This is a genomic window from Treponema primitia (genome assembly GCF_046533075.1).
GTDB lineage: Bacteria > Spirochaetota > Spirochaetia > Treponematales > Breznakiellaceae > Termitinema > Termitinema primitia_B.
The window spans coordinates 19,462-42,698 of the sequence record NZ_JAJQRB010000044.1 but is presented as its reverse complement, the minus strand read 5'-3'; the positions used below and the strand labels follow the sequence as shown (position 1 = coordinate 42,698).

Below are 23,237 nucleotides of genomic sequence, written 5' to 3'. Positions count from 1 at the left end.
GGGGAAGACAGAGTCCCCCTATGATTACCGTTTACACTAAAAAAATTATAAGTTCATCCTTCAACATATTATATCCTTAAGATTAATAAATTAATCATTAAATGCTTGTTTAATACGAACTAGAAAAATATAATTTCTTCAAATCTTTTTTCCTGCACGTTTGCGTAATTTCACTAGTTCACTACTTTTTGCCGGTATTTCATAAATTGAATCCAAAATGTGTTCAATTATTGTAATCGCTAATTCCAATTCACTGCGTGATGGTATCGACAATTCATGAACTGCTTCATTTCCCAAATACCTATGTTCATGCAAAACCTTTGCATTTTCTTCAGTTAATATACCTTTCTCGTATAAACCATTTATTTTACCATCTAAATTTTTACTGCGCTTTGTTTCCTTTGTACCGTCACTTTTTATTATCTCAACATTGCCACCTGTGATATTTTTATTTTGACATATACCTTCAACTAAACTACGTATCCCAGCGGCACACAACAAGAGAATATTGTTATTGTAACAGTCGATTGTTTCTTGATATAATGTTTTTATTGTAAATGGTAGATTTAAATATGCTTTAGTATTTATTGTTTCTTTAGTTCTTTTTGGATATAAAATTTCTTCAATATCGTATTCACCAGTTTCTGGATTTTGTGATTCAGAATCTGATTTTGTAATTCTAAATGAAATTTCATCACAACCTAAGCATCGAATAACTTGGTAGTTATTTTCCCATTCATACCATGATTCATATTCAAATTCTTCTTTCCCGTGTAACGATAGAGAATACAATACTTTATGACTCGTTTTATGTTTACAAACTGTACATAAGACTTTACAAGTCTTATCTTTTGATATATTTTCAGTAATTTTTGTTTCCATAATTTAAACCTCTTAATTAATTGTAGCAATGTTATTTATATTTGTCTATGTATATATTTAGAGAAAAATATTTAAGCATATTGGAGAACTTATTTTATACGAAATACTCTTAAAAACATCCTTATTATAAAAACAAATCCGTATTTATCTCTTTTTCAATCTCTTATTAATTATTCTCCATTCATAATCTGAACTGGCATTAAAGTATATGGCATTGCCATCATAGGCCACCCCCTAAAAATTGCACTTTTTACGTAAATCCTAAATACAGGAACCATTATACCATAACTTCATGGAAAAAGGCTATTTACATTCCCTTATCCCTTTGGCGGACTACAAGACAATCCTGGGCATAGATGACCGGGATGACGCCTTTAGTCAGTATTGCCTGGTTACTGCTACCCACAGCATTGAGCAGTATTGCCGAAGACGGCTTTTTCGGAAAAAACACGTTGAAATCCTGGGGTTTTCCGGGAATCTCATAATCCCCCTCAAGGAATACCCGGTACGAAGAATTTTGGAAATGTACCGGTTGTGGACATGGGAGGACCAAGAGCTTATCGATCCAGAACTATACCGTTCTATACCGGACTGTGGTGTTTCTGAGGATATTCCTTTCTGCATTGAGCTTAGTCCAAGGGTCAAAATACGGCGGCAACCCGTTTCGATTAAGGTGCAGTATGCAGCGGGGTATAGGACCGGGGAGGTCCCCGCTGATTTGGCCACCGCCTGCCTGGAATTAGCAGCTTGGAATATGGCCCGGTTCCGTGGAAAGAAAATCGGGGTTGTGGGCAGTGGGAAAACAGGGGGCGAACAGCTGGAAGCGTCTATGCCGGAGAACGTCAGGGGGCTTTTGGAGAGCTACCAGAGAAAGATGATATAGGAATTAAGAGTGAATATTGAGGAAATTATCATTAATGCAGTTAATACACTGTTAACCGGGCGGGTCAATGAACTCCTGGAGGATGCGGAGTGGGATATTCCGACTGGGAGGCCGTATGGCGTTACCCCGGTGCTGACGCTTTCCGGGGGCGAGCGGAGCGAAAAAGACCGGATCATCACGGTTGACGCTTTTACGCTCACCATCGGTTTTACCATCCCGGAGAAGGATGGCGAAGCCCATTGTTATGCCTATGCCGCAGTGATTGAAAAAGCCCTGGTTGAAAATCCCACCCTGGGGGGTACGGTGGATCGGGCTGTGCTGGTAAAGAAACACTATATACCACCAAAAACACCCCATTGCGGGGACGCCTGGGAAACACTCCTTACCCTGCGAATAACCACGGAAGGACGCAGCGTATGAATGTCCAGGGGCGGGATTGCTGTATCACCTTGAAAACACCATACCGGGCAATAGGGCTGCCGTACGCCGAGGAAACGATCCGGGAGGCGATATCGCTTTTGAAGGAGGAGGCCCCCATCGAGGGGGCCGGGAATTGCAGGGCGATTCGGAAAAGCCGGGGGGTTACGGGGTGCGTGGTTACGCCGCTGACCATCGAAACGGCGCCATTACTGTTTGTGCTGGCCCTGGGACGGTCCGGGCTTCCGGTGTTTGTGAGCGGGACACGGAATTTGTACCGGCATTCCATACGGCTTTCCGCAATGGAGATGGGGCTCCGCTTTGATCTGATTCAGGAGCGGGGTTCTCTGCGGACCCTCTATGAAGGGTGTAGTGTCCGGGATTTTGAACTGCGGATACTGCGGGACGAGGCTATCAAATTGAAACTGGATATTGCCGGGGATATTGCTCCGGCAACCTATCTATACCAGGACAGTCTAACCATGGATGACGGTGAACGAGCGTTCTGCGAACGGTTCAAAGAGGACGGCGTACAGTACCGGATCAACGGTGCGGAAAATAAAACTATTTACGGACTTACCATAGCGGGACGGAAACAAGAGGGAACACAAATGGAAGTATGGATACACCGAATTTTGGATACCGCTGGGGAACTGCCCACCTCTATTGAAAGCTTAGAAATACAAGCCCACCTGTTCCGAGACTCCTACGAATGGCGGTCTTATGGGGCGTTCTATCTTACGCTTACCCGCTTGGTCCTGATGGCTGATGAAACCAACGTTGATAGCGGGGATGCGGTTATTGGGCCGCTCCGGTATTACGTTACCGGGACGGTTTCCGCTGAGGTGTTTACTACTGACGAAGGAATTATTGAATGAAATTCTATGAGATAGACACCGCCTTAAGCGAAGCCATCGAAAGGGGAGATAACCCGGTCCGGGTACGGATTAGCCTTGATTGGTCCGGCCATGGGTATTATGAGACGGTTTTTGAGCGGGACATTATTGAAGCCTCTTTTTTTGGGCTACAGGAAACTGCCGGGGGAACCACGGCGCGGGGGGATATTCTTTTAGATAATACCTATGGCCATTATGCCTGCGGGGGGAATACCGGCAGGGGCGCCGGGCGGGAAGTACGGATTAGTTTTTCTATCGGGGATGGCCTGCCCTATTTTGAGCGGTTTGTTTTGTATGTGGATGATACGGGGTTTCAGGATATTCGGGGACCGGGACGGAAACGGATGCTGCGCATGGTCCTGCGGGATTTATCGGCGAAGCTGGGGAAAACCGATGAGAGCCGGGATTGGACGGCTCCGGTAATGTTCACCTATGTGGTTATTTGTGATAAGACCCAGCCGGAACGGTCCTTAGTACATTTGATAGCCGGGCGGGCGGGAATTGAGAGCGGAGATATAGACTGCGCTACGATTCCTATCACCCTTCCCTATGTGCAATTAACCAAGAATACCTGGGCGGAGCTTTCAGAATTGGCAAAGACCTATCGGGCGCATTTGGAGTGCGCTCCTGAAAAGCCCCTGGTATTTGCCCATTCAGTATACCAGCGGGAACCGGAGGATATTGACGGTATTTCCTATACCTTTTCCGGGGAAGATATTTTTTACCTGCGGGAAACGGCGCGGGCGGAACAGTACCGAAACACCATACGCTTGAAAATCAATATACCGGTAGCATTAGAACGGCAGGAAATCTGGCGTTATGAAGATTCGCCCATTATGTATGACGCGGATCTTATGCCGGTGTATCCGTTCCGTTCTACCGCCATGCGGGATATTCAAAAGCAGGGGTATGAAGCTCGGTATCATATTCGGGACAGCAAGGGAGCGGAGCGGGCGGTTTTGTATGCCGACCAGATTGACACCATCGAAGAAGCAACGGATCGGCTCGATTATGAGGGCGGTCCCTTTGCCTATTCCGCTTACGACATAACCACCCACCATGACCGGGCAATTATCACGCTGGAAACTGAAACAGACGGGGACCTCTACGGGGCTGCGCTCTATGGGCGGCCTATTGTGCTGGAACTGAACCGTTCCTGTTTTCTCCATGATACCGGGGGAGTCGAAAGGTATGGCACGGCGGCTTTGAATGTTACCGGATCGTATTTCTCGGAGGATACGGTAGATTCCGGTGTTTCCCACTATCAAGACTGGACCATACGGGAACTGACGGAACGGCTGCGGGAGCGGCGGGAGTTTACGGTCAAGACACACCGGGGACTGTTCCACGCACGGGTTGGGGCGAAGGCGGAGATTATTACCAATGAGGGAACGGTAAAAGGGACTATCAACGCAGTATCACTGCGGTATAAACGGGACGCCGCATTTGTGGCAGCGTTCAAGATTATCGAGGAATAGGAGGTTTTTTATGGGGGAAGAATTACAGCGGCTTTTGGTTGATACCATTGCGGAAATGAAGGAACTCAAGGGGGAACTGCGAGAATTCAAAATTCATGTCATGGGACGGGTTGAAAAGCTGGAAAAAAAGGAAGGGGAACAATCCCGGAATTTGTTTTCCACCTTGAGCCTTCTGGTTTCATCGGCAGCTTTGGCGGTGAGTATTATTATCAATTTTTTTAAGCCCGGGGGTAAATAATGGGGATTAAATGGGATGCGCTTTTTCTGAATGAAAAAAAGCAATTTGAAAAAATGACAGAAGCGGAACGGTTTATTTATTTTCTGCTGCTGCAGTACGGAAGCCCCTACGGGTGGGGGAAGGAAAACCCGGAAAGTTCGGATTGTTCGGGGGCGGTTTGCCTGGCGTTATATGCCGCTACGGGTTTGTTTATCAGGACCACGGCGGATGATTTGTACCGGAGGGTGTTCACGGTGGTAAACCCTGCGCAGCAGGGCATACGTGCGGCGTTCTTTATTGACGGAAACACCGGGAAAGCGGGCCATGTGGCGGGGCTGGTGGGGGATGGGGTTATTCTCAATTCCCAGGAAGGCGGGGCGCGGGTACGCAGTCTGGATGGGATTTCAGCATGGTTCTGGAATCAGGGGGCATCCACCGCAGTACGGGGGTTGGACCGGGCAGCTTTAGTAAGACTAGCCGGGGGTCGGTACGAACGGGATCAGGAACTGGCGGCTTACTTCAGCAATTAGGAGGGAGGAATGAGCGATAGTGATGGGATTCAGATTTCAGACAAGGCGAGTTGGGAACATTCGGGGAGGGAACTGGTAATTATTTTGGGGAAACGGGCTTTATCCTTGCCGTCTAAGATGTTGGGGTTTAAGCCGTTTTGTTTGTACCTGGCGACATGGCTGCTTATGCAGGGGCTGATACGGGATTGGATATGGTTTGCAGTGGTGGTGATGGTCCTCTTTGGGATTGTGGGGTTAAAGGTGATTGCACGATGGAGGAATGAGGAAGGAGGAATTCGGGATGAAGGATTTTTGGCGGGGGGTGGTTACCGGGGCGGGGGCGGTCTTGGCGATAGTTCTGGTGGCGGCGGTGTTCCGGTTTTTCCGGGAGAGGGACCGAAAGCTCTATGAGCTAATGGAGGAGGAGCATGAAATACAAATGTTGTATGAAGATTACGGCAGCCGTGATCCTCGTGAGTTTCTTGAACTGCCCGATGTTCGGGGAAGCGCCGACCGTAACGTTGAACGATTCCGGGAACGGCGGGATGCGATTCTACAGCGATTCGGAGGTACGGGAGATAGTGGGGGAGCTATCGGAGGCAGCGGAGGAAGCGATTGAAGGGGCTGCGGCTGAGGCGGCGAAGACGGCAGCCCTGGCTTCACTGGAACGGGAGGGGGCGGCGCGAAGGGAAGCGGCGGCAGCGGTCGCGGAAGCCCGGCATTGGCAGGAGGAATACCGGACGGCACAAGGCCGGGGGATTAAGAACGTCGTTATTGCCGGGGTAGTTTGTTTTCTTGGCGGCATTGCTATTGGAGCTATTGGGATTATAGGAATGAGGAGTGAGAAATTATGAAAGATGGGATTAGGGTTCGGGGGATGGTTACGGTGCGGGTTCTGGATAAGGACGGGATTATCAAGCGGCGGGCGCCGGGTTGGTTTGGAAAGCTCCTGCGGCTGCAGGGGCGGCCTATGGAACAGCGGCATCACAATATTGTTACCAGGGAAGGGGACGCGCTGATTGCTGACGCTTTGCTGGTAACGCCTACAAAAACGAAGGTATCAAGCAGCGCCGGGTTTATTCAGGTGGGGACGGGATGGACCGGGAATAGTACGAAAACGAATGCCCGGTGCAATACTCCCACGGGGAGTATGAAAGCCCTGGACAGCGGGTATCCGGCATTGAAGGCGGCTTGGGGGAATACGGGGGATACTACGATTACCTACCGGGCAAGTTTTGCTGCCGGGGCTTTGAACGCAAACGGGATAAATGAGGCATGTCTGCTGAACGGGAACGCTACGGCTTCTAACTGCCTGGCGTATGCGCAGATTACACCGGTGGTGAATGTGACCACCAGCGATACCCTGCAAGTGTTATGGGAAATTACCATACTCGGGCAGTAAAACATGGCGCAATTTTTACAATCCCACAATGATTTTCCGCTTATGGTTAGCTTGGGGCATGAAACCCCTTCCTGGGAACTGAACCGCTGGGGGCGGGATGTCCTGCGGTTTAGTCCTGTTACCGGGGGTTCCTACTCCCTTCGAGGGGATAGGAATACGCTGCATTATTTGGGGGAGAAACAAAGTCACCGGTTTACTATCCTTGACGGTTCACATTTTGAGTATGACCTTATTCTGAACCGGGAATCGGAAAGCAATCGATTTTATATGGCGATTGAGGGCTGGGAGGCATTTGACTTTTTTCGGCAGCCGGATACATTCGGGCCGGAGATTTTGCGGGGGAGCTATGCGGTATATAAAAAAGAAGGGGTGATCAATTCACTGGCCTACCATGTGGGGACCGGTAAGATATGTCATATCCATAGGCCGAAGATTATTGACGCCCGGGGGCGGTGGACCTGGGGGGATGTTTTTATTGACCGGGGCGTGATGACGCTGACAGTTCCAGAGGGATGGCTGGGGGATGCGACATACCCGGTGGTGGTGGACCCGGTTATTGGCAGTAATACGATTGGGGCGTATGAGACCTATGATTATATAACAGCCGCAGATTATGCAAAATATCTGGCGGACAAGAAATCGGATACAAATACAAATATAGCGGACTATAGTGAACAATATGTCTTGGAATTTGATTGGACCTGGATATTCAATAAATATAAAACTCCTTTGCAGTTGAATGGAACATATAATACCTCTGTATATATCGGCTGGATACCGCCTAGTGGTAATAATTATAATGTGTATCCTATTTTATATAGTGATTATTATAATAAACCAAAGAATTTGCTCACCTATAATTGTGCGGCTGGAAACCCCATAGCAAACCTGCCTAACGCAAGATCTTTTACACCCCGATGGGTTACATCAACGCTCACCACCTATGGCGCTATTGCAGCCAATACCGATGTTTGGTTTGGCTACTGGGCGAAAAGCGGCTCAACCCGATTTGATTACGGGGTCCCTCTCTTCCAGACTTGGGACGCAGAACTCCCTATAGACGATATGGGAGATTATAATTCTTTAATTGATATGTGTGATGATTATGATTTGTATGACATTAGTTACTGCACCGATAATTATAGTAGTACAAATTCGGGTCATCCGCCGAATGCGTATCCTGGATCGCGCTATGACATGAAAGCAAGTATGTACTTGGAAATTAATGCGAATGCCTATACCAGGACGTTAACCCAGGGAGTAAAGCTGAGCGATTCCCGAAAAATGACGGCGGCATATAAAAAGACACTGACGATGAATGGGCGGAATACTACGGCGCTGGGGCATGGGTCGAGTTATATCAGGAAACATGCGGCAACGGTGAAGGGAGGGGATGAGCGGAAGCATATAGCGGCATATAAGCGGAGCTGCGTTCAGAATGGGCAGAACAAGGCTGTCCCGGGGCATGGATCAAGTTATATCAGAAAGCATACGGCAACCGTAAAAGGAACGGATGTCAGGAAGCTTATAGCATCCTATATCAAAACACTCAGCCAGGGGATACAGCTAACGGACATTCGGAAACTAACAGCGGCATATCAAAAGACTCTGGCCATGACCGAGCGAAACACGATGAACCTGGGGCATGGGTCAAGTTATATCAGAAAACATACGGCAACCGTGAAGGGGACGGATCTGCTCAGTCGTTTTGTAGGGGTATACCGGAAACTGATCCAACAGATAAAAGCCGGGGAGCTACTCAACGGGAGCCGGGCTTTACTGCGAAAGGCTATAGACACCGTAAAATCAACAACCGTGCAAAACCGTTTTGCGGGCAATAAGCGGAGTATTACGGATACCGGCAGGATTGTTACCGGGGGCGCTGGAACTAAGCGGGGGTTATTTCGGAATATGCCGATGACGGTCAAAGGTAGTGATACTGTTGGCCGGATGGCATTGATGCTGCGGTTTATTTCCGGAAAGGCGGGGGTCTCTGACATAACGGGGCATTGGGGGGATTATGTCCGGGGGCTGTATGTGGCGGCATGGAACCATGCTGGGACGGTTCATCGGGGGGAATATCAGCGGGAGACCTTTGATATGGCAGCGGTTGGGGGCATACCGCTTAGGAGCGTTGGGGTTTTTATTAAGCTGGTAACGGTAGGATTGGTGCGGGATTTTATTGTACGGCGGTTCCTGAAATCTAATGAGGAGCTTGTTATTAAAAGCCCGGTGTGCAGGGTTATTGAAATTGACAGCAGGATTCACTAGGGAAATGAGGAATGAGGGGGAGGAAGTAGGATGAATAGGATTTATAAGGGACAGTCGGCGTTACGGATTACGGTTAAGACTTTTACCGATTTGGAGGGGGTTGAATCTGCGGTGATTCGGTACCGGAAACCTGACGGTTCTGTGGGGAGTTTTGCGGCGGGGGTTGGGGATGTGGCGCGGGGGGTTCTGTTTCATGAGTGCATTGAAGGGGAGCTAGACAAGGCGGGGTGGTGGATGTTTTGGGCGTTTATTACCTTTGCCGATGGGCGGACGGCTGCGGGGGAAGCGGCTCGGGTTTTTGTGTGGAAGGAAGGGGCCGGGTAATGCGGGGGAAAGATGTTGTAGAACGGTATAAGGAGCATATCCGCCATGAACAGCAGGTACTCGAAGAATACGCCGGCCATGAGATTGAGTGGGCGGATGATTTGCTTTTGTGGTACCGGGTTCGGAAACGGGAAATTCCTGATGATGAATACCGGGCGGTAGCTTTTTTTAAGAACAAAGAATTTCTCCGCAAGCGGGGGTCTTTGACCCTACTCTACTCGATGTATTCCCGGATGACGGTTGAACTGCCGGAACCTACACCGGAGATTGCGTTTGATTTACTGGCCTTCCGGTTCAGGATGTATGCGGCGGCGTTGAAACAGGGGGGATATGACTAATGGGCGAAACGGTTGGGGATGAGTCGATTTATTACCGGCTGCAGGGGCTTAAAGAGGGGACTATCCAGTTTACCGATACCAGTAATGCTTTCCGGCTGGTGCGGGAGCATGGTAAGGATATACGGTATAATGCAGCTTGGAAAAAATGGATAGTGTGGACCGGGGACCGTTGGCAAATTGACGATGGGTATTTGATCCACAATAAGAGTATCGAAGTTATCCACAGTATTTATGATGAGATGCTCAAAACCACCGATTATCGGGACCGGATGGATATTGAAAAATATGCGTTACAGAGTGAATCCCTGCGGCGAAGGAAGGCGTTTATTGAATCGGCCTCTTTAATGCCGGGGATGAATATTACCAGTAATGATGTTGATAAGGACCCTTGGTTACTCAATGTGGAGAATGGGACTATCGATTTGAAAAAGGGGGAATTCCGGGAACATCAGCGGGAGGACATGATCACCAAGATTGCCCATGTGCGCTATGAGGAAGGGGCGGATTGTCCGGTGTGGAAACAGTTTATCCGGGAGATTATGGATTTTAAGCCGGATTTGATCGAATTTCTCCAGCGGGCGGCGGGATGGGCTTTGACAGGAGATACATCGGAACAAACCATGTTTATTTCCTTCGGTTCCGGCGCCAATGGGAAAAGTACATTTCTGAATGTTTTGATGAAACTCTTAGGGGATTATGCGGTTGCGGCCTCTACGGAGACTTTTATGAAAAAGAATGGCGACCAGATTAGTAATGATATTGCCCGGCTGCGGGGTACCCGGTTTGTGGTAACCTCGGAAGCGGAACAGGGGAAGCGGCTTTCTGAACCGCTGATTAAACTGATGACCGGAACTGACGCGATGACCGCACGGTTTCTCTACGGGGAGTATTTTGAATTTATTCCGACCTTCAAAATATTTATGGCGAGTAACCATAAACCGGTGATCCGGGGGACGGATCTTGGGATTTGGCGGCGGATTACCTTGATTCCTTTTACCACCACGATTGCGCCTGAAAGGCAGGATAAACACCTGGAAGAAAAACTGTTGGCAGAAAAATCGGGGATTTTGAATTGGCTTATCTTGGGGACCCAGCGGTGGTTTGAAAAGGGGCTTGCGGCTCCGCAGATTATTACTTCCGCAACGGAGGAGTACCGCAGCGAGATGGATGTCCTGGGGGCATTTATCAAGGAGTGCTGTATTCAGGGACCGGGGATTTCGGTTAGGGCGCGGGAGCTTTTCAAGGCATACCAGGAGTGGTGTGAGGAAAATAATGAACGCGCATCCTGTGAGCGAGTTCTGGCTATGCGCTTCAAGGAATTGGGGCTTGAGAAGTGGCGGACCGCGGAGGCGCGATACTGGAAAGGGATTATGCTGAAAACGGAGCTTTTATAATTTTTTGTTGTGGGTTTCCCCCCCTGCCCCCCTTTTGGGAGATTGGGAAATGGCAGAAAATAGTAGATGGGCTATTCTGAATATGCGCTCTGTTGCTCTTGAGTAGGCAACAGAGCTTTTTTTATACCGGGTTTTGACGATTTTCCACCCTGGTTTTTGATTACGGCATGGTGCAAATTCCGGCTGTGCAAAGATGAACAAATTAAGCGGGCGCGCACGCTCCCCGAGGAAATAAAATTCAAGCGTGAAAATGACGCTTAAGGTGTCATTCTGACGCTTCGATTTTTCGGTGTATGTCATTGGAATTTTGCGTTTAGAAAGCGGTTCGGTTCATCTCAAATACGCTTTACCCCTATATTAATTTTTATGACACTTCTGTCATTTACAAAAGAAGACTTATTACCTTGTAATCCCTTAGAAAAATGTCTGAAATTGAAAGCAGGCCGTCAAACTGTCATTAATGGCGGTGATGAAGGTCCGGGACGGCGGCTGTCGGTTTCACCGGTGGACAGGATGGACCAGGCCGCCCCGAAGGGGCGGGGCTGCCCCCGATAGGGGGCGGCTTGGGATACCGCCTAATACGAGGGGCCTGCAGTACCAGGCCGCCTTGGGCGGGCCGCCTCCCCGGAGGCGGGGCGGCTTACGATATGCCCCTACGTCAGTTACGAAGGGTAAAGGGGCGATTAGGTTTACAAAAATTGTTTATTGGTCGTCAGAACCGATAATGGCAGCCAACACGCCGTAGGCGTGGGAGCATTTTTTTCAGGGGCGGGCGTAGCCGGGCGGAGCCCCCCCCACATACGCTACCTTTTGCGGGGGGGGTGTGGGGGGGGCAGAGCGTACCCCTGAAAAAAATGCGATTGTGAGTGAAGAAGCCTGACGCCGGGAGGTGTCTGGCTGATGAACGAATACCCGGGGATTTGTTAACGGTCTGCGATTGCTACGGGAGTAAGAGGGCTGGCTTGGACTGATAGTGATTCTGTTTGGTGTCTCTGAATGGCTGGGCTTTATCCTAAACGGTAATGCCGGAACGGGGGTGTGAGGAGTAACCCCCGTTCCGGCACGGAGGGGGCAGGACGCCCCCGGAGTGCTTGGTTCCAGCCCTGCGCAAGGGACACGGCTGGCGATAAGGGCGGCCCGGACTGGTGCGTCCCTGTAGGGACCAGAACGACCGAAGGGAGTGGCGGGAGCGGAGAGGATGGACCAGGGAGGGCGGTTTGCCGATGAAGGCGTGTGGATGCTGCTCTTTATCTTGAGGGTGGGCGCCGGGGTTTTTTACGGTGGTGCCGGAGGAGCAGAGCGAGGGAGGTCCGGCGTAAAAAAGGGCGGCAGGTCCAGCTATGGCGATTACGTTTAGAGGACCAGGGCGGAAAATGGAGGGCGGCGCCGGAGCCTGGAGGGAGCAAGGCGAGCGGAAGGTCCGGTGCCAGGGAACCGGCCTGGAGCGGCGGAACTGGACCGGGACTGGAGGGAGCGGAGGACCGAAGGGACAGAGCGGAAGGAAGGGCCGAGCCAGGGGGCAACCTGGGTTGGGGAGGGGCTGCCCGGAGTTTGGAGCTTTGGGGGTGAAGGTTGGTAACTCCGCTTGGCTTTAATGATTTGGGAAAAACCCGGAGGGTTTTTGACTTTTTTGATTCTCTTGGGGAGTTCCAATAAGCAGAATAAGTGTTAAAACCAAGAAAACGTTAGCAAAAAAGACATCAAAACAGTGAAATATATAGGGATATGGTGGGTTTTAGCAAGAGTAAATAAGGCTTGACTAATTCCTTATGTCACAATAAAATAGACCTAATAAGGCATACTAAAAAGTACATAAGGATTAGTCAGGCGAATGCATTAGGGAATTCCCTGCCGGAGGAGACCCGAAGGGGCTCCGTAGGCAGACTCTACCTGCGTGTGAGCGCCGGGGATGCCCTTCCCCCCCGCCCGTCTTTGCCGATAAAGTATCGTTATAAGCTTTTTTTACAAAACCCCAGTATAGATTGACGGAAAAATGGCCTGGGATTACACTAATGGCGGGTGATGTGATGCCCATACGGATCATAAACCGGAAAAAGCTACCCCCCGGGGACAGCGCCGGCTGGCCGGTTTAGACTTAGAGAGCGTGGGGGCGTATTTATACATGCCGGCAGAGGCAAATGACCAAACGGTTAGGGAGGTTTTAGGTATGCGTGGTGACGCCGTTATAGACAATGTTTTTATCGAGTTGGGAGCCGCCGCCAGGCGAGGGGAGGGGCGTCCCCGGCCGAACACATTTGGAGCCTATACCGCTACCCAGCCTGCCACCCCGTCATGTGAACCCGGTTCGGGGAATACCCCTATACGTACAATAAACACCGGCGGGCGGGGGGAGGGGTATCCCTGGCCGAACACATTTTGGAATTCCCTGCCGGAGGAGACCCGCAGGGGCTCCGTAGGCAGACTCTACAAGCGTGTGAGCGCCAGGGATACCCCTCCCCCCGCCCGTCTTTGCCGATATGCTACAGTATATGTATACCCCTACTAACCTTCTGGATATCGCCAAATCTATCGCCGCAGAAACCGGCTTCTCCGGAGAGATGCGGTGTAACGAACCTATGGCATCCCACACGTCCTTTAAAGTAGGCGGTCCTGCGGATCTTTGGGTGCGTCCCCGTTTTGACTGCTTTCCCGGGTTTGCGGCGGCCATCCTGGGGCAGGCCCGGGCTTTGGGTATACCCCTGTTTATCCTGGGCGGCGGCGCGAATCTGGTGGTGGCGGATCGGGGGATACGGGGAATCGTGCTGGATACCACGGACTGGTCCGGTGATTTTGGCGGGTGGAAGGGTTCCGTGAAGCTACGGGCGGGGACCGTGGTGGATGCGGCGGTGGAGGCGGCGGCTGAACGGGGCTGGGGGAGGCTCGAGTTTTTGGCGGGGATGCCCGGTACTATTGGGGGGGCGGTGTGGATGAACGCCCGGTGCTATGAAAAGCAGGTTTCCGATGTGCTGATTGGGACGGAGATTCTGGACGAAAATTTACAACAAGTATGGGTTCCCTGCGAGGCGGGGGACTTTGCCTATAAACGGAGTCCCTTTCAAAAAAGGGATGTACTGATCTTGGCGGCAGAATTTCGCCTGGAAAAACGGGAGCCCGGGGATATACGGCAGGAGATGGAGGCCCATAGGCAGGACCGGAAGGAGAAGGGGCATTACCGGTATCCATCGGCGGGATCGGTGTTTAAGAATAACCGGGAATTTGGGAGACCCACGGGGAAGATTATTGATGAGCTTGGTTTGCGGGGCCTCCGGATAGGGGGGGCCCAGCTTGCGCCATGGCACGGGAATATCATTATCAATACCGGGAATGCCGCCGCTGCTGATATACGCAGGCTGACGGAGCAGCTAGCCCAAAGAGTGAGGGATGCCCTGGGGATAGAGCTGGAACCGGAGATTATTTTTTCGGGAAACTGGGCAGAAAATGACTAAAAAGGGAAGTTTTTTTTGTTTTTCTGGTATATATTAAAACTACAATTCTTTCATTGACATAATCGGTGAGGGTTTTTATACTTTTCTAATAGGTCGTTATGAATACACCGCTCTTGCTGACGTTTGTAAATTTTAAGAGAGGCTCATATATCGTGGTGGAAGGGAAACGGAATGCAGACCGTTTTTTTATTATCCGCGAGGGAAAGGTACAGATTTCCAAGGCCGTGGAGGTAGTGGAAGAAGAGGGGGGGAATCTATTAGGTCCCGGCGATTTTTTCTCCGTTGTAGCCACCATGTCTAATCACAGTCATATCGAAACTGCCCAGGCTATAACGGATGTTACCCTGATTTCGGTCCAGAAGGAACAGTACGGCGAACTGATTCAGAAAAACAGCGCCGTGGCCATGAAGATTATCCTTCAATTCTCCCGGCGAATGCGCTATCTGGACGAAGCCCTTACGAAGCTGACCCTGAAGAACAATTCCGAAGACGATGTTTCCCAGCTTTTTAAAGTAGGGGAATATTATGCTAAGATAAGCCAGTACAATCTGGCATTTTACGCCTATTCCCAGTACCTCAAGAACTGCCCCCACGGGGCGAATTTCAATGCCACCCGGGAACGGCTGATGAAGATAGCCCCCTACGTAACATCGGCGCCCCAGGTATTCCCCCCAAATGAATCTGTCCGGAAATACGCCAAGGATACAATGATCTTTTCCGAAGGGGAACCGGGGGATGAGCTGTATATTATCCAGAAGGGCTCCGTGAAGATTATTAAGATCGCCGATAACAACGAGGTCCTGTTGGCGGTCTTAAAAACCGGGGATATTTTTGGAGAAATGGCCCTGCTGGAATCCAAACTCAGGACGGCCTGCGCGGTGGCCTACGAGAATTGCGTGCTCCTCACGGTGAGCCGGGTAAACTTTGCCCGTATGGTCACCTCCCAACCCCAGATCATCGCCAAGCTTACCACCCTGCTTTCGGAACGGATTTGGTTCATCTACAAACAAATCGCCAATACCCTGCTTGAGGACCCCACAGGGCGCATTTACGATGCCCTGCTGATTCAGCTTGAAAAGAACAGGGTGGATGCCAATGTTGAGCAATCGTACATTTTTGATTTTGGTCCCAATGAATTGATAAACATGGTGGGCATCTCCCCGGCGGATGGTAACCAGATGATTAAGAAGCTCATGAATAACCGGAATATACAGCTCGTCAATGGTAAAATCTGCGTACTTGATGTCTTTGAAATAGCCAAACAAACCCAGTATTACCGGAACATGCAGCGGATCGAAAAATCCCGGCACAGCGCAACCAAAAAAACAAGACACTAATGCATTTAGTTTTGATCCCGGATTTGCCGACATTAAACGTAATGAGATACCCCTACTTCCTCATTTTGATATGTTTTCTCTCTCTGCCGGGTTTTATTTACCCCCAGAGTAGTGAAACCGTTCCAACGGAAAATTCCGGGGAACCCGTCCCTCTATCCCGCAGTTTCCGCCATATATTTTTAGGTATTGACCTTGAGGCGCTTAAGACAGCCCTCCGGGCGGACAATATTTTTTATTTCCGGGAGGATCGGGATGTTTCTCTGATGCCCTCCGACCGGGAGCAGACCCTGGTGGAAACCCAGGGCTTTTCCTTCATACGCCGGGCATTTTTTCAGCTCCGGTACGGGGAAGTTTTTGTCATGTCCTTTACCCTGAACACCACCCTGGTGGATCACTATTCGGTTTTTTCTTCCCTTAGGCAGCGTTACGGGGAACCCAGTTCCCTAAACCCCCAGGAAGCGGTATGGGAGAACGATGATACCCGGATATCTATTGAACGGCCCTTGACGGTGAAATATATCGATAAATATAACTTTGATATGTTAAAGCTATCCCCCGCCGAAATTCTTGTAGGGCCCTCCGCAGACGGAGCTCGGGAACTGCTTAACCGTAATGAATTTCTGGAAGGTTTTTAATTGAAACATCCCCGGCGCCATAGATATTGTTTCGCAGTTTTAGTGTGTTTAGTTCTGTTTTTCTGCGCCGTCCTAAACTGCGCCGCCGGGGGTTCCGGAGCCCAGGGCCGGCTTGAAACGCTGGAATTACAAATATTGCGGGATGACGGAACTCTGGCGCCGGTCTTAGCGGAAATAGCCCGTACCGACGATCAGCGCGCCCGGGGCCTTATGGGAAGGAAATCCCTTGCGGATGGGAAGGGGATGCTCTTTGTTTTTGAACGGGACCGCATACTTAGTTTCTGGATGAAGGATACCCTGATCCCCCTTTCCATTGCCTATGTCGCCTATGACGGACGTATCCTGGAAATTCACGACATGCAGCCCCAAAGCCTGCGTACAATCCAGTCCGGCCGTTCCGCCCGCTACGCCCTGGAAGTCCCCCAGGGCTGGTTCGCCCGTGCGAACATCAAACCCGGCGATGTACTTGGGCCAAACTTACCGAAAGAATAGGCTATGAAGAATTTATAGACCGCAAAGGCGCAGAAGGCGAACAAGAATTTCTTTTTTTCTATCTTTGCCTTGTTCGCCTTCTGCGCCTTTGCGGTTGTTTTTCTTTTTTTTCTTTGCGTTTATATTTCCCGAATATCGCCGTCAGTTTTTTTTGGTTTCGCGGCCTTGGGCTTTTTCTCGGCAGGTTTGGCAGGGGGCGGGTCCAGGTAGATGCCGCCTGAAACGCTGCTAACCAGGTCGCCGAAGCCTTGGGCGGCGGGGAAGGGTGGGCGGCTGGGGGCGGAGAAGGCCGTGTCCCGGAAGCTCTTGGAAACTCCCTGGAGGAATTCGTTGAGGGCCTTGGACATGGCTTCCAGGGTAATCCGTTTCCGCTTGATCGATGTAATGTCCACGTCGAGCACCAGCCCCGGGTGCAGATGATAGGGGTTTATGCCATAGTCGAAACGGTTATATTCCTTTTCCAGAAAGTTTAACTGCTCCTCCAGGGAACGCCGCTCCGCCGGGTAGTCATATTCGCCGTAGAGATCCTTGATCATTTCCCGCATCAATGCAAAACGCTGCCGTATCCGTTCCTTTTCGTAGGTGTAGGTACGGTTCATCCTTTCCACGTCCGTTTCAGCGGCCTTTACAAAACTAAAGCCGTCCCAGGGTTTTTCGATGTCCTCGTACAGGGGCGCTTCGGGTTTCCCCTTGTTCATTTTTCGGAGCCGGTCCCTGGTTTTCAGGGTGAGGTCCTTGAAGTCGCTCACCTTAAAGGGGGATTTGCTGTCCTCGTAGATAAGCTGGAGTATGTCCCAGACGTGGAGGATCTCGGTCTCAAAGCTCTTCATTTGCACATCGTAGGCTTTGCGTTCCTCCAGGATCTGGCTGCCGTCGTAGTAACGCATCCGTATCTGGTAGTGTTCGTCCGGAAGGTCCGCAGCATCGCTGTCATCGTATTCGCGGATAAGGAGTTCCCGGGCATTCTTAAAATTTTCCACATACTGAAACCCAAGGCGGGAGTTATCCAGAATAGAGGTGAGGGAATTTACCGCGGTGTTAAAGCCCCGGTCGCGGATATTTTCACCATCCACTATTTTCTTAAGATTCTCCCGAATATTGAGCTGATCATATTCCGATGGATCTATTTCCGCCCGGGTATCCTTAAGACGGTCGAGAATTTCCTTCGCTATGAGGGAATACCGTTTTGCTTTGGCCTGTCCCGGATTATCGTCGGTAAATTCTTCTACCTTCTCCAATTTATTGATGATAATCTCCGAATCGGAAAGTTCATCCAGCCCCTCGTCCAGCCTTTCGTCCCGCAGTTTTTCTACTTCCTTATCAATGGTCTCGATAATGTTTTTGGAGAGGATATCCTTGATAAGGTATTCCATCGTTACCTGGTAGTGGAATATGGGGCTGACCAGTTCCGCTTCAAGGATATTGACGCAAAGTTTAAGGTCCGTTACGGTCTTGGGCCTTTCCGGATTGTCACGAAAGGCGCTTTTTACCACCGTATAGGACTTATCCCCCCGGATAAAGACACCGCTGTCGCTGTTATGCCGAAGCAGGCTGTTGGTTTGGTTTTCCAGCTCGTTGATTCCCCGCTGGATATGGCCTTGGAGGTGGCCGTACATATTGACCAGGGACTTTTCTACTTCCCGGGTATTGAACTTATCCGATCCGCCAACCTGATCCAAGAGTTCCCCAATATCCTTTGGGACATACCGGGCAACGGCCTGGAAGCTCTGGTTAAAGTAGCTGAACAGTTTTTCTTTCAAACCGCCGTTCTGATCCAGGTTCTCAAGAATTTCCTTTGGCAGTTTGGCGCTTATATGGTGGATGACCTTTTCGGTCTCCTCCTGCATGAGCCGGTTCACATCGTCGTCATTTGTGGATTCCATACCCCGACTCCTCCTTATCAATATATTGGTTAGAACACATTCATTCGTAGCCCGAAACCGAGACGGAACATGAACCGGTCTGCCTGCAAGCCCTGTACCAAGGGGGTGAACCAGACGGCGGGTTCCACGAAAAACGCATAGGAACTAAAGGCCTTCATTTCAGGGAAGGAAAACCGGGCAACTTCCCACTGGCCCAGGAACGCCGCCAATACCTGGGGCTCGTTTCCCTTAACCCCTCCGCCCATGCTGGTATAGGAGAAGTTAGCCCCCAAGGACCAGGTCATGGAGAACATTTCCCAGTCCGGTCCAAAGACATACCGGAAGGGGAGGTTGTAGAGACCGGCGATGAGCTTTGTCCCAATAACGAAGCCGGGATACCGGGCGTTTTGCCCGTTTATCACATCCGGCGACTGGCCCGCCTGGACCTGGAGCTTGACGTTATTGTCAAAGAAGGTAATCCCCAAGCCGCCGCTGACCCAGGTGTATTGGAAAGCCGTGACATCAATGTACAGGCCCTGGATAATCGGGGGGATCATGTACAGCATCTTATCCCCGGGGCGCAGGTTGATCATAATCGAATCAAAGGAATATTCTTCACCGGCGGTACCGTACACATAGAGGGTATCCCGGTGGAAGCTGTCCTCTTCGGGGTCGAGGGTCTTGAGCTCCGGCGGGTCCAGGTCAATGGTTACCACCACCCGGCGTATGGCTATTTCGCCGTTGGCGAATTCCGCACGGACCAGTATGGGCAGGGGGCCCCGGCCAAGCTCGCTGCATTCCAGACGGAATTTCCAGTCCTTGGCGCCCTTAGTCCGGTGGAAGGTCCGGCCATTGTCAAAACTTACCATAACCCGGCTTACCTGATAGTAGCTGCGCTCATTTCTGGACATGGAAGCCCATTGGGATGGGGAAAATCCCATCCATGCCTTCCCCTTGAGCCAGGGCCGCTTATTGATGACGTCACCGTCAACGTGGCTTTCTATGGACACGATTGGTCCGGTGTCCCGGTAGAGTATGGGATGTTCATTACTAAGCACCGTTTCCCCCGAGGGAGTTTGGAAGCTTGCAGAAAGGATTATGAATCCGTCTTCGGGTATCTTTTCCCGGGGGAATTTATAGTAGAAGTTTCCGTATTTATCCACGGGGATCGTAGTAAGCGGTTCCCGGTTAGCCAAAATTTGCACTTCCTGGGGGATTTTCAGGCCCTTTGCTCTTCCGCTGATATTGATAATCCCGGTATGAACTTCCCCGGGCATGGGGTTGAAGAAGGAAGCCTCGGATGCGGCAGCCTCATTGGTTTTGGTGACATTCCTGCTGACCACGGCGGTATTGCCCGCCAGATCCGTGGCGACAATACGGATATTGTAGGCCCCCTCGGGGGCATCGGTAATATCCAGGGTGTCCAGTATAACCGGGGCGGTGGTATCAAGGTTAAAGCTAAGCCGGAAGGTGGAATCCGTAACCGCGATAACCTCCAGGGTAATATCCTGGATCTCGATATTATCCAGAATACGGGCGGCAATTTCCAAGTCATTGCCCACAGTCGCATCATCATAGGGAACCTGGAAAACCATTTTCGGCGGAGTATTATCGATGTTGATCATGGCGCTGTCTATGGTTTCCCGATCGAAACGGTCCCGGGCTCGCATGAGCAGGGCATATTCACCGTCTTCGTAGAATTTGGTATTCAGGGTAAGCCGCCAGTTCTCGCCGCCGTCCGCCTGTTGGTAGGTGTTACCGTTATCCATGGACACCCAGACCCCCATGATACCGTTGTTGTCGATGGCTTGGCCCTGGAGATAAATGACCCCCCGGTTGTAGACCGACATCACCGGATCAGTCAGGGTAACCTTGGGATTTGCCGTACTTACCCGGATAGTCCTGGTAAAGATCTCGCCCTGGACATTGTAAATATCCTCGCCAAAAGTCTCGATAAACCATTCGCCATCCGAGAGATACTCCATGGGAATATCGATCCGAAAGGCCTCCTTGGTTTGGATAAAGGTAAAATCCGTAGAGAGTGCCGGAGCTTCCTCTTCTTCCTCCGCCCAAGCGAACATCCGGGTACGGTCGGCGACGCTTTCTTCCCGCTTAACCAGCCGCCAATGGACGCCGAAAACCCCGTCATCGTCCTGGACTAGGCCGGTGATTGTCAAATCATCGGTGATAACTTCTTTTTCCAGGGGCATATTATAGGTAATAACCGGATTATCCGCCGCGGCGTCCACCGGAACATCCAGGGGCGCTAAAAAGGTATTGCCGCTTTTATCGGTTACCCGGATGGTAAACGTGCCCCCCGCCCTGTCCATGGCGGTGAAATCGAAGAAGGTGGAGAATTCATATCTCTGGAACCCCGCTTTCATGGGGATGGGGGTAAAAATATTGCCGTCGGTGGTAAAATCGATGGCGGTGACCGGCACGTAGGAGTTTACCCGGCCGGTGATGGTTACGGAACCGTTAACCGAGGTTCCATCCAGAATAGGGGATATAAAGATGATTTCCGGTTCCGTTGTTGTCCGGTTTAGGGGAAAATAGAGGGGAATAGCGGGCAGGTCCCGTTGGATAGTCCGTATTTCAGCATGGAGGGGCCCTTCCCCAAGGGCGCCAAAATCGATGGGCAGATCAAAGCTGCCGTCTCCATGGATGGTCAGCGGACTCCATTCCTCCTGGGGATTAAGCCGGTATTCCAGCCTAAAGGCGCCGCCCTGGGCAACGAGGGTTGAGTAGGGGACTTCATCGACCACCGTCGGTTCGTCGGTATCTCCCTCTTCGCCTTCCAAAAGACTTGCCGCAAGAGAAATATCGGTCATGGCGGAAAGCTCTTCCAGGATAGATGCATCCAGGCCGGCGCCGGCGCCGCTGAGGTTCTGCTGGGCGATATGTCCATGGACGATAACCGAATCATCCCGGACATAGTCATAAGCCTTATGACTGGTTATCACTATGGGGGAGGGTTTAAGGTCCATCACAGCTGCGCTGCCCTGGGGTTTATTGACCCGCATGGTAAATGGGGCGCCTACGGTACCGTCTTCGGCCTTGGCCCAGAGCCGTATGGTACGTCTGCCCTGGGGAATCATATCCGGAGAAATCCGGAAGCCCGGTTGGGCGGGAAGTTCCTCAATTCTGCCTTCCATAATAATAGAAAAGGGAATAAAACCCGGGGCAATACGCCCGTAGATGGACTGATCCGGTTCGAGATTGTTAAGCCCCGAAGTGGGATAGTCGGTTTGTATTGCCGGGGTTTTTACCTTGCGGTTATCCGAGAAACGTTTAACCAATACGGTTGTGTTATTGCTTTTATCTATCGCGGTTACCCGGAGTATGGGGTTACGGTTTTGATAGGAAATATTCAGATTGATATCCCAGTAGGGATCTCCCGATCGTATGGGCATTTCGTGGGTTTCCCCCACCCATTCGTAGTAGAATTTGGAAAGTCCCACGGCATCATATATTTTTCCGGTAATCCTGGTAGCCCCCAGGGAATTCTCGCCGTCCGCAGGGGAAAGGATCTGGATAAGTGGGCGTTCGTTATCCACGTAGAGCAGATAGGGCTGGGTATTGACCAGACCGGTGGAATCCGTTGCCCGGAGCTGGAAGAAAACCTGACCATCGGGGAATTTGGTGGTGTTGAAGGGGACCGTAAAGTCAACCCTTTGGGGGTTCTTTCTATTCCGTACAAAATCCAGTTCAGTAAAGTTGGCGCCCCCATTGGCGCTGAATTCCACCAGGACAATGCCGTTAATATCCGATGCCTGCCCTTGGAGCTTTAAGTTACCCGACACGAGCTGACCCGTTTCTATACCAACGAATTCCACCGAGGGAACGGTTCTATCATATATAAAGGGTATTTCAAGTTCCGGCCCTTCGGTTCGTTTAAGATCCAGGGCTTTAACGTGCAGGATATGCCTTCCCTCTTGCATGGTCCGTTCCTGGACTTCCCCGCTCATCAGGGTTACGTCCTGGGCAAAGGTGCTGATGTGGAATTTCCAGTATTCGGTGCCCTCCGCCAGGGCCGGCGCCTGATCGTCCAGGCGAACCGTGACCTGTTCTACCCCAAAACGACCGCTGGCGACCCCCAGGAAATCCGTATCCTGGCGTATTACCGCATTTGAGTCGGGATAAACGATACGGACGATTGGAAGCCCGGCATTGGGGTCCACGATGATGTTGTAGGGACCATCGATGGTCTCGTTCCCCGCGGAATCCCGGGCGCGGACCAGAAAGTTATGTTTTCCCCGTTTGAGGCCCGTAATATCGTATTCTTTTTGCCATATTTCTTGTCCGTCCACGGGCAGCCAATTTTCTTGTTTGCCGTGTCCCCACAAAGAAGCGGTTAAGAGAAGGAAAACGCCAATCGGATAGAGGCTTCTTAGTGTGGATTTTATTTGGCTTATGTTCATAGCCTGCCTGCCCATTATTCGCTCCTTTCTTTT

General features: G+C 50.9%; 22 protein-coding genes. 19 read left to right on the top strand and 3 right to left on the bottom strand.

Going from position 1 to position 23,237, the window contains the following annotated elements; translation table 11 throughout:
• Nucleotides 1-138: 138 nt before the first annotated feature.
• Complete coding sequence (locus LQZ19_RS07985; protein WP_411047144.1) at nucleotides 139-882, bottom strand: DUF4145 domain-containing protein; 744 nt, start codon at nucleotides 880-882, stop codon at nucleotides 139-141.
• 292 nt (nucleotides 883-1,174) lie between these two features.
• On the opposite strand from LQZ19_RS07985, the gene LQZ19_RS07980 reads away from it, so the two are divergent.
• From LQZ19_RS07980 to LQZ19_RS07890, 19 genes are all read left to right on the top strand, one after another.
• Nucleotides 1,175-1,765, top strand: coding sequence for a hypothetical protein (locus LQZ19_RS07980; RefSeq protein ID WP_411047143.1), 591 nt, complete (start codon nucleotides 1,175-1,177; stop codon nucleotides 1,763-1,765).
• 9 nt (nucleotides 1,766-1,774) lie between these two features.
• Nucleotides 1,775-2,185, top strand: a complete 411-nt coding sequence (locus LQZ19_RS07975) for a hypothetical protein (RefSeq protein ID WP_411047142.1) — start codon at nucleotides 1,775-1,777, stop codon at nucleotides 2,183-2,185.
• Nucleotides 2,182-3,060 carry a hypothetical protein gene (locus LQZ19_RS07970; protein ID WP_411047141.1) on the top strand — a complete coding sequence of 293 codons (879 nt, stop codon included), beginning with the start codon at nucleotides 2,182-2,184 and terminating at the stop codon, nucleotides 3,058-3,060. Before LQZ19_RS07975 ends, LQZ19_RS07970 begins: the two co-directional genes overlap by 4 nt.
• Nucleotides 3,057-4,556, top strand: coding sequence for a hypothetical protein (locus LQZ19_RS07965; protein WP_411047140.1), 1,500 nt, complete (start codon nucleotides 3,057-3,059; stop codon nucleotides 4,554-4,556). The genes LQZ19_RS07970 and LQZ19_RS07965 overlap by 4 nt, the downstream gene beginning before the upstream one ends.
• Before the next feature lie 10 nt (nucleotides 4,557-4,566).
• Nucleotides 4,567-4,794, top strand: coding sequence for a hypothetical protein (locus LQZ19_RS07960; protein ID WP_411047139.1), 228 nt, complete (start codon nucleotides 4,567-4,569; stop codon nucleotides 4,792-4,794).
• Nucleotides 4,794-5,303, top strand: coding sequence for an NlpC/P60 family protein (locus LQZ19_RS07955; protein ID WP_411047138.1), 510 nt, complete (start codon nucleotides 4,794-4,796; stop codon nucleotides 5,301-5,303). The genes LQZ19_RS07960 and LQZ19_RS07955 overlap by 1 nt, the downstream gene beginning before the upstream one ends.
• A gap of 9 nt (nucleotides 5,304-5,312) precedes the next feature.
• Nucleotides 5,313-5,693 carry a hypothetical protein gene (locus LQZ19_RS07950; RefSeq protein ID WP_411047137.1) on the top strand — a complete coding sequence of 127 codons (381 nt, stop codon included), beginning with the start codon at nucleotides 5,313-5,315 and terminating at the stop codon, nucleotides 5,691-5,693.
• Between the two features lie 35 nt (nucleotides 5,694-5,728).
• Entirely contained in the window at nucleotides 5,729-6,136 is a 408-nt protein-coding gene (locus LQZ19_RS07945; RefSeq protein ID WP_411047136.1) for an ABC transporter permease, read from the top strand.
• A complete protein-coding gene (locus LQZ19_RS07940) occupies nucleotides 6,133-6,684 on the top strand; it encodes a hypothetical protein (RefSeq protein ID WP_411047135.1) in 552 nt (183 codons plus the stop codon). Before LQZ19_RS07945 ends, LQZ19_RS07940 begins: the two co-directional genes overlap by 4 nt.
• A 3-nt stretch (nucleotides 6,685-6,687) precedes the next feature.
• Nucleotides 6,688-8,955: a hypothetical protein gene (locus LQZ19_RS07935; RefSeq protein ID WP_411047134.1), complete on the top strand. Its 2,268-nt coding sequence runs from the start codon at nucleotides 6,688-6,690 to the stop codon at nucleotides 8,953-8,955.
• A gap of 30 nt (nucleotides 8,956-8,985) precedes the next feature.
• Nucleotides 8,986-9,279: a hypothetical protein gene (locus LQZ19_RS07930; RefSeq protein ID WP_411047133.1), complete on the top strand. Its 294-nt coding sequence runs from the start codon at nucleotides 8,986-8,988 to the stop codon at nucleotides 9,277-9,279.
• On the top strand, nucleotides 9,279-9,617 hold the full coding sequence (locus tag LQZ19_RS07925) for a hypothetical protein (protein WP_411047132.1): 339 nt from the start codon (nucleotides 9,279-9,281) through the stop codon (nucleotides 9,615-9,617). The genes LQZ19_RS07930 and LQZ19_RS07925 overlap by 1 nt, the downstream gene beginning before the upstream one ends.
• Nucleotides 9,617-11,011, top strand: coding sequence for a DNA primase family protein (locus tag LQZ19_RS07920; RefSeq protein ID WP_411047131.1), 1,395 nt, complete (start codon nucleotides 9,617-9,619; stop codon nucleotides 11,009-11,011). Before LQZ19_RS07925 ends, LQZ19_RS07920 begins: the two co-directional genes overlap by 1 nt.
• 1,423 nt (nucleotides 11,012-12,434) lie before the next feature.
• On the top strand, nucleotides 12,435-12,590 hold the full coding sequence (locus LQZ19_RS07915) for a hypothetical protein (RefSeq protein ID WP_411047130.1): 156 nt from the start codon (nucleotides 12,435-12,437) through the stop codon (nucleotides 12,588-12,590).
• Nucleotides 12,591-13,178: 588 nt separating this feature from the next.
• Complete coding sequence (locus tag LQZ19_RS07910; protein ID WP_411047129.1) at nucleotides 13,179-13,517, top strand: hypothetical protein; 339 nt, start codon at nucleotides 13,179-13,181, stop codon at nucleotides 13,515-13,517.
• Complete coding sequence (murB, locus tag LQZ19_RS07905) at nucleotides 13,501-14,457, top strand: UDP-N-acetylmuramate dehydrogenase (protein WP_411047128.1); 957 nt, start codon at nucleotides 13,501-13,503, stop codon at nucleotides 14,455-14,457. The genes LQZ19_RS07910 and murB overlap by 17 nt, the downstream gene beginning before the upstream one ends.
• A gap of 98 nt (nucleotides 14,458-14,555) precedes the next feature.
• The gene (locus tag LQZ19_RS07900) at nucleotides 14,556-15,794 is read left to right on the top strand and encodes a Crp/Fnr family transcriptional regulator (protein ID WP_411047127.1); all 1,239 of its coding nucleotides are present in this window, start codon (nucleotides 14,556-14,558) and stop codon (nucleotides 15,792-15,794) included.
• Nucleotides 15,795-15,835: 41 nt separating this feature from the next.
• Nucleotides 15,836-16,429 (top strand): hypothetical protein, encoded by a 594-nt coding sequence (locus tag LQZ19_RS07895; RefSeq protein WP_411047126.1) that lies wholly within the window; start codon nucleotides 15,836-15,838, stop codon nucleotides 16,427-16,429.
• Nucleotides 16,430-16,471: 42 nt separating this feature from the next.
• Entirely contained in the window at nucleotides 16,472-16,921 is a 450-nt protein-coding gene (locus LQZ19_RS07890) for a DUF192 domain-containing protein (protein ID WP_411047125.1), read from the top strand.
• Nucleotides 16,922-17,040: 119 nt separating this feature from the next.
• Here the strand turns inward: LQZ19_RS07890 and cfpA are convergent, their stop codons facing one another.
• Together cfpA and LQZ19_RS07880 are read right to left on the bottom strand one after the other, a co-directional pair.
• Nucleotides 17,041-18,804: a cytoplasmic filament protein CfpA gene (gene cfpA, locus LQZ19_RS07885; protein ID WP_411047124.1), complete on the bottom strand. Its 1,764-nt coding sequence runs from the start codon at nucleotides 18,802-18,804 to the stop codon at nucleotides 17,041-17,043.
• Between the two features lie 29 nt (nucleotides 18,805-18,833).
• Nucleotides 18,834-23,219 (bottom strand): Ig-like domain-containing protein, encoded by a 4,386-nt coding sequence (locus LQZ19_RS07880; RefSeq protein ID WP_411047123.1) that lies wholly within the window; start codon nucleotides 23,217-23,219, stop codon nucleotides 18,834-18,836.
• Nucleotides 23,220-23,237 lie beyond the last annotated feature (18 nt).